This is a genomic window from Variovorax sp. 10N432 (assembly GCF_056394465.1).
Map to the genome: position 1 here is coordinate 24,928 of NZ_JBFTHX010000057.1, position 6,703 is coordinate 31,630.

A 6,703-nucleotide genomic window follows, 5' to 3' on the forward strand; every position below is an offset into this window, starting at 1 on the left:
ACGGTCTCTTGCCCAAGAATCCGGCGGGATTCCTCCACCAATCGATCCCACGCCGTGGGGTGCGTACGCAGAAGGTAGATCGTCCAGGCCAGCGAATTGGCGGTCGTATCCTGTGAGGCCACGAGCATGGTGTAGACATTACCGGCCACTTCCTCGGCGCTCAGCGCGCTGCCGTCGCCATCACGGCCCAGAAGCATGGCCTCCAGCAAGTCGGAAGGGCTCCCGCTGTCCTGCGTTCGTTGCGCAACCCGATCGCGCGCCTCGGACACCAAGCCCTCGATGGCGCGATGGATCTGCGCCTTGTGTTGGTCAAACGCCCGGTCGATGGGCAATCGGACGTACCGCCAATGGGGAAAGGGCATGTTGATGCGTCGCATCAGGATCGGGAACACGGCCGCCAGATGCGCGTGCAGCTCGCTGCGTTCGTCCTCGATCGTGTTGATGTCCACGCCGAACGAAAGGCCCGAGGCCGCATCCACCGAGAAGCACATCAGTTCGGCCTGCAGGTCCATCTCGATGCCCGCCTCGGCTGTCCGGCTCCAGCGATCGCGAAGCCGTTCCGTGACCCGGACCAGCTGCGGCATGAAGCGATGCAGATGCGCCGGGTCAAATGCGGTCATCACCATGCGCCGCTGTCGGCGCTAGTCGTCGCCTTCGGCGCTGAAGAGTCCATGCGCGCGGGCCTCGCGGAAGATCGGCTCGAAATTGGAAGGCCGTCTCCAGGTGGCCGGACGATCCCGCAGGATCGCCGCGGTCAGGGCCGGGTCCGACACGACAAGCACCTCACGCTTCAGCAACTTCAGTCGGTAGAGCGGTCCGAACGTTGCGGCCCAATCTTCCAGCTGAAGATGGAGGTGCGGAAGGTCCAGCTGCAACAGGTTTCTCACAACCGGCGCACGCTTCGGGCCTGGCAACGACCTGATGTCACTCGGTGGCGTCGGGGACGGCCGTGACGGTGCGTGCAAACTCGAAGTACCTCCTCCGATGCCTTCCGCCGCAGCGCGGGCCGGACTGACTGGCGTGCGGACGCGACACTTCAGGCATTCTGGCATCCTTCGAGGCTGCTCGCACTGTTGAGATGACAACCGTCACGGTCTGGTTGTCAACGCCATGTTCATTCAGGCCGACGGCCTTGCCGAACGAGAAGCGGTCACGTTGGGCGCTGCATCGCATGAAGGTCGCGCCGTGAAGATCCACGCGCTGCTTTCAACGCTCCCAGTCGCAGCGCCACTCAAGCGTCCAGCCCCTCTGTGAAAGCGCTGAAGGACCGGACCGTACGAGCTCTTAGGGGGTGTACAGCGCAACTCCAGAGAAGTGCTCCATACCGAGCCTGCTTCTCCCGATCAATTGAACATAGTTGAATGATGTTCCAGTCGCGAACTGGGTGACCCCTGTTGTGGTGTCGCAGTGGGCGTCGGCATTCGTTGCCTTCGTGCACGTCACGTACGCTGTGCGGGCCGAAGCTGCCAGCGATGTCGTGTCGTCGAACGCTGCGCCTGCCACCCCGTTGACAGTCGGGGCAGTGCCGTAGATGGAGAAGCTCACCGGGATGACGGCCAGGGGAGGCAGATCCCAGGCGTTCACCTGCGGCGTACCCCACGCGACCGCATTGGGAGCGCTGGCGCTGGGGGGCGTTGTGAAGACAATCCTTCCGGAGCCCGCGGTGAGGTTCTGCAGGAATGCCCGCATGGTTGGAGTGAGCTTCGCGAAGGTCACCTGGGATGCTTCTGCCAATGTATAGGCGCGGGTCAGCGTCCGGTGGGTCTGGATGACGTTCGCCTTGGTCGTGTCCGCATGGAAGAACTCAAGCTTCCAGACGCCTTGATCCGGTGTGGCCCCGATCTGGGCGTCTGTTTGGGGTGGAGATACGTAGTAGAGGTTTTCGGAGCTCGTCGTGGGAGATCCCGCGGCAGCAGAATTGCGATAGGCAGCATTGAGCCTGATGATGGACGTTCCGGTGACCGACCCATCGGGCTTTCGGATTCGCAGTCCGTTGTTCCCGACTGTGGGAACGAGCGTGAGGACGGAGTTATCGGGCGTGGTCACTTCCACCTTGGTGAAAGTCGGTGCGCCGTTGCTGTCGGTCTGGTTGGCGATGCTGATGTCGTACCCGACGTTCAAGTAGGTGTTGGACGGGGCGTTGATGAAGTCCCGCTCCTGTACGGCTGCCCTCACGCTTGAGCTGTAGACGTACTGATTGCCGATGAGCTTCAGTGTGCCACCAACTTCGCGCACGACCAGCGTGTCGTAGGCAATGCCGCCCACCGTGTCGAGCGTACGGTAGCTGACTACCATGTCGCCGTTAGGGCGATAGAACTGGAGCGCGCCTTGATCCCAAATGACGCCGGTGGCGCCCGGCCGGAAGAGTCCAGTGAAGGAGCCATTCCCAGCCGCATCGCGTCCAACCCGCGAGCCGCCGCTCAGATAGGTCGCGGGGTCGTCGTCGACGAAGAGTGTCCGGCATTGTGGTGCCTTGACATCGGCTGGGCCCCCTGTCGCCGCGGTCGTGTCGCTTCCCGCGTTCACACGAGAGGAGAGCGCAAGTGCATAGCACGCGGTCAGCCGCGCCATCAAGGCGGCGACCAGTTGGGACAGGCCCGCTGGTGCGAGGGCGCTCACAGCGATCGGGGGAAGCGATTCCGGGGTTGCGTCCGAACTCCTGAACTGATGGCGACTGGCGCTGAGTCAGTGACGCCGGATTGGCGGGTGCGCACCGTGATCTCGATGTTGGCTGCGGTTCCATCTGGACGGATGCTCACCGCGATGGAATCCAACACGCGGTCATGGCCGGATCCGTCGGCGCTAAAGGCTCCGGTGAGGGGATCTACCGTGTCGCCAAGGGCGTCAAGGAGCGGCCTCAGCAGCGTGAGCACCGCCTCGCTCTGAGCCTGGATCTTGGCAGCGTCCGCGAGGCCGACATCAGCCTTCACGGCATCGGCAAACAGTGAAGGGTCGCCTTGGGGTGCGAGCCTTGAAACGATGATCGAGGTCAGCGGGGTGACGTTGACAGTTCCGCTTCCTGTGGCGCTAACGCTGTACAGGGCCTGGCCGTCGCGGATGGCGCGAATCACGATTGGCGCCTGGGCGGTGGCGGGGAGCTCACATACGTAGGCGCCCTGTGTGTTGACGGTCGTGTCGCAGACCGTCGCGCCCGTCTTGTCGACGACGGTTAGTTGCGCGCCTGCAAAGGGTGCGCCGGTCGCAGCCGTTCCGGTCAGCGACTGCGACACGGGTGCCGGCGCCGGTCCTGCCGCCGGGGCGGGGGGAGGAGTAGTTGCAGCGGGCGGCAGGAAGGACCCGCCGTTGTTGCCGCCTCCTCCACAGCCGGCGAAGGCCAGCACGGCCGCGCCGACGGCGAGCCTACCTCCATGCATGAGCGAATCAACGGCCAGGGGCCGCGGGCAGGGAGTAAGTTTGTTGAGTTCGGGCATGGCGTGCTCCTTCGGTGGTTCCGGACGCGCCCGACTCCGAAATGGGTGGGAATGTCCAGAGCCCACGGTATGCCGCGAGAGCTCGACTCAGTAGGCCCGTTCTAGCGTTGACGATCGGTCTGAAAGGGGGTGATCGTATCTTCGGTGCAGATTGATACGGTTGCTCAAAAAAACCTCAATCGCGACAACCCCTTATGAAAGCGCCCAATGCCCGCTCTTTGTGCTTTCCGTGCGGATTGATACGCCAGCGTCTGAATTCCGGAGCCAACGCCGCGGCTAGGCAAACGGCTCACAGTCGTTGGTCACTGCAGCGTTTTGATACGCGCCCTGCCAGGACGCGGATGTACCAGCACATCGGCGTAGGGGCCGAGGGCGAAGCTGAACGTGCCTCGGAAATTGATGTGCCCAAAGTGGGCTGGCCCGATGCGGCGCAGCCAGTCGTCCTCCATGGCCACGCCATCCTTTCGAAGCTTGTCGACGACGTCGTTCATGCGACTCGTGTTCCAGGCCAGCACGATGTTCGTCAGCAACGCGTGCGAGCCGGAGATCGCCATCATCTCGTCGCGTCTACGGCCACGCTCGGGCGCAACCTTGCCGGTGTAGATCGCCCGCTGCAACTGGTGAACCGACTCGCCCCGGTTGAGCAGCGTGTGGATCTCCCGACGAAACGCGTCGATGGCTAAGTAGTCGCACAAGAAGAGAGTGCGCAGCAGTCGCCCCAGGTGCTCGGCCGCGCGGTGCAAGGGATCACCGATGGCCGCCGAACCGAGGCGCTGGATCGCCTGTGCCGCCGACACCTTGCCGGTGCGAATCGAGGCGACCAGTCGCAGCAGATCGTCCCAGCCGCGCTCGATCGCGGTCAGCGATACCTGGCGAACAGTTACTGCCTCAAGCTCCTGTGGAACCGCCCAGCCGCGAGGCATGAACAGCTTGCGCTCGCTCAGATTGCGCAATCTCGCGCACAAGTCGAACCCCAGGAGTTTTGCAATGGCCATCGCGACGCTCGTGAAACCGTGCGTGTCGACAGCGATCAGGGAGATACGGATGCGGTCGTTGGTCCGGTTCTGCGCTTCGACACCCTCGACAGCGGCGCCGGCCTGTCGCTCGTTGAGCACGATGGGCTGGTCATAGAAGATGCCCCAGCGGTCGCGCACGTGGGTGTAGATGCCGGCGGCGTAGGTGCGTCGGCGCGGATCGACCCGTGACGTCCACAGTTGACTGCTTGCATCCAGCGCCATCATGTCGGCAGAACCCTTGTCGCCGTCACCCCAGTACGCGGCGATGGGCACGCGGGTCTGGAACTGCGTCACGCAATCGTTGGCTCGACGCAGGCGGCCGGGCTGTTCCAGGGCGCGCATCGCGACTGCGATCTGCGCCACGTCGATCCCGGGAATCATGGTGCTGACGCCCTTGGCGTCGTTGTAAGTGCCGTGGGCCAAGAGTGCGCCGTACAAGGCGAACAGTTCGTCGGCGGAGTCGGCACGGCGGGCGAGCAACGCTTCGCTGAAATGGGTGGCCGCATCGACTTCCATCAGGATGTCGGGCAGTTGAACGTCGCCGATGCGCTGGAATACGGCCTCGCGGGTCTTGCGCGGCTCGATGTCATCGGGCAGAGCGCTCAGCGGCGGAATGTGCAGCAGGCGGTCGCCGCCGATTTCGACGCGTCCGCGCTGGACCGCCTCGGCCAACGCGGAAAGGCCGGCGGAGACGGCTGCCAACAACGGCCCGATGAACTCCCTGGGATCCGAGGGGTGCCCCAGGATCTGCAGGTGCTGATCGCGTTTGGCCGTCCATTCGTCTTCGCTGATCAGCAGAGCCTTGCGATCCCGGAAGACCATCGAATGATCGACCCAGACGCTGCCGCGCCGCAGGCTGCGGCGCAACGACATCAGGGCGCAGGCCTCGAAGGCGCGATACCCGGACTTCGGATCCAGATCGTGTACCAGAGGGCTCCAAGCGGCGCCAACTGGTGGGGTCGGCACCGCGCCTCCGAACGCGTCGGAAGCGCCTGCGCTTGCCTCCTGAAGCCTGGACCAGGCTTGCCATTGCGCGAAGCCCCGGTCATCCGGCTTGCCCGCGAAATCAAGGGCGCGCAAGCCGGCGAGGCAGGCATGGACCCGTCGGCTGTCCTCGGCGAGTGACCGACGCACCTGCGCCGCAAAGCTGCCTACCGTCGCGTCGCCGATGTCTGCGAGCGCCGCGCGGGCCTGGAGCACGCGCTCGCGCCAGTCCCTGGCGTCGTCCGCCAGAATGGCTTTGGCCTTCACGGCGCTCCGCAACAACGACGCGTTGTGGCTGGACCGCCTGGCCTGCACGCGCTCCGCTGCTTCCCGAAATAGTTGCTGGCTTCGGCGGGCGGCCTGCAGCAGGGTGGTGTCGGTGAGTTCGAGCAGCGTTACCCGCAGGAAGCAGACGATCTCTAAGTCCTGCCGGTTCCGCTCAATGCGCAGGGTCATCGACGGGCGCCGCAGTTGGACATGGGCGGCATAGGCCTGCTGCTTCGCCAAGGCGATGGCATCGAGCGCCCACTGGTGCACTTCGAGTTCCTTCAGGCTGCGGATCTTCGCCAAGGTTTCGGCCAGGGTGCTCGGTGCAAACCGACCAGGAGGGGCCTTGAGCCACTCCAGGTTCGTCATTTCCTCGCCCTGACGGGCCGTGTACGCCCACTCCCGGCATCGCCGGATAGCAGCCGCTCCGACTGCAGTCCAGATTGCGGCCAACATCCTGGATTCGGCGACGGAAAAGGCGTCGCGGGCCCAGTCGGCGAGCCTGCGAAAACCAGGAATCAGGATGCGGCGTTCGTACAGCCAGGTACGCGCCGTACCAATGAGGTCGTCCAGGTGGGCCGCCTGGTCGGACGCGACTGCGAGTAGCTCTTGCAGTTCGACGGTCTTCGTGTCGTCGAGATCCTGCAGGCCCAGGTAGTCCTTGGCCCAACGCTGGTGCTCGTAGAGGGTGGGGCGCCGCTGGTAGAGCGAGCGCAGGCTGGCGATGGTCAGCGTCGGCGCGCCCAGGGCGTCGCTGACGGTACGCAGGAGGTTCTTAGGAACGACGGCGACGCGGTCCAGCGGGCGGCCGCTGGCGCGCAGGTGCAGAAGCAATATCGCCGCCGGCACGCGCCGGTCGGCGCGAAACCGTTCGCACAGCGCCGAGACGTCCGCCTTGGTGAGCGTGAAGTACTGCTCGACGTCAAACTCGGACAGCCTGGCAGGCAGGCTGTCCGCTCCGACGTAGCGATGTGCGAAGGTCATGGCGCAGTCCAAGCCTGTCCG

The 6,703-nt window shown here is 64.7% G+C and carries 4 protein-coding genes and 1 pseudogene; all 5 read right to left on the bottom strand.

Going from position 1 to position 6,703, the window contains the following annotated elements; translation table 11 throughout:
- Positions 1-8: 8 nt before the first annotated feature.
- Positions 9-965 (bottom strand): annotated as a pseudogene (locus AC1DF3_RS34065) (cytochrome P450); the annotation flags it as partial.
- Positions 925-1,197 carry a hypothetical protein gene (locus AC1DF3_RS34070; protein WP_478142407.1) on the bottom strand — a complete coding sequence of 91 codons (273 nt, stop codon included), beginning with the start codon at positions 1,195-1,197 and terminating at the stop codon, positions 925-927. The pseudogene AC1DF3_RS34065 and the gene AC1DF3_RS34070, both read right to left, overlap by 41 nt.
- Positions 1,198-1,284: 87 nt before the next feature.
- Positions 1,285-2,619 carry a hypothetical protein gene (locus tag AC1DF3_RS34075; protein WP_478142408.1) on the bottom strand — a complete coding sequence of 445 codons (1,335 nt, stop codon included), beginning with the start codon at positions 2,617-2,619 and terminating at the stop codon, positions 1,285-1,287.
- Positions 2,616-3,431, bottom strand: a complete 816-nt coding sequence (locus AC1DF3_RS34080) for a hypothetical protein (RefSeq protein WP_478142409.1) — start codon at positions 3,429-3,431, stop codon at positions 2,616-2,618. The genes AC1DF3_RS34075 and AC1DF3_RS34080 overlap by 4 nt, the downstream gene beginning before the upstream one ends.
- Positions 3,432-3,733: 302 nt before the next feature.
- Positions 3,734-6,682, bottom strand: a complete 2,949-nt coding sequence (locus AC1DF3_RS34085; RefSeq protein ID WP_478142410.1) for a Tn3 family transposase — start codon at positions 6,680-6,682, stop codon at positions 3,734-3,736.
- Positions 6,683-6,703 lie beyond the last annotated feature (21 nt).

Coding starts and splice junctions, on each gene's coding strand:
- AC1DF3_RS34080 (WP_478142409.1), bottom strand. CDS start 3,431: ATGCCCGAACTCAACAAACTTACTCCCTGCCCGCGGCCCCTGGCCGTT.
- AC1DF3_RS34085 (WP_478142410.1), bottom strand. CDS start 6,682: ATGACCTTCGCACATCGCTACGTCGGAGCGGACAGCCTGCCTGCCAGG.